Source organism: Citrobacter sp. wls619, from assembly GCF_005281345.1.
Taxonomy (GTDB): Bacteria; Pseudomonadota; Gammaproteobacteria; order Enterobacterales; family Enterobacteriaceae; genus Citrobacter.
Genome location: NZ_SZXJ01000061.1, coordinates 1 through 232 on the forward strand (window position 1 = coordinate 1; position 232 = coordinate 232).

Here is a 232-nt window from a genome sequence, read left to right on the forward strand (position 1 = left end):
TCCTGAACGGGGACCCGGACCAGCCGATAGTGATGGGCAGGACATACCATGAGGACAACCGTTCGCCGGGGAGACTGCCCGGCACCAAAACGCAGATGACCATCCGTTCAAAAACCTACAAAGGGAGCGGGTTCAACGAGCTGCGGTTCGAGGACGCGACGGATAAGGAGCAGGTCTATATCCATGCGCAGAAGAACATGGACACGGAAGTGCTGAATGACCGGACGACGAC

At 57.8% G+C, this 232-nt stretch carries 1 pseudogene; it reads left to right on the top strand.

The window, feature by feature from the left end:
* Nucleotides 1-232, top strand: a pseudogene (locus tag FDX19_RS13540) (type VI secretion system tip protein VgrG); the annotation flags it as partial.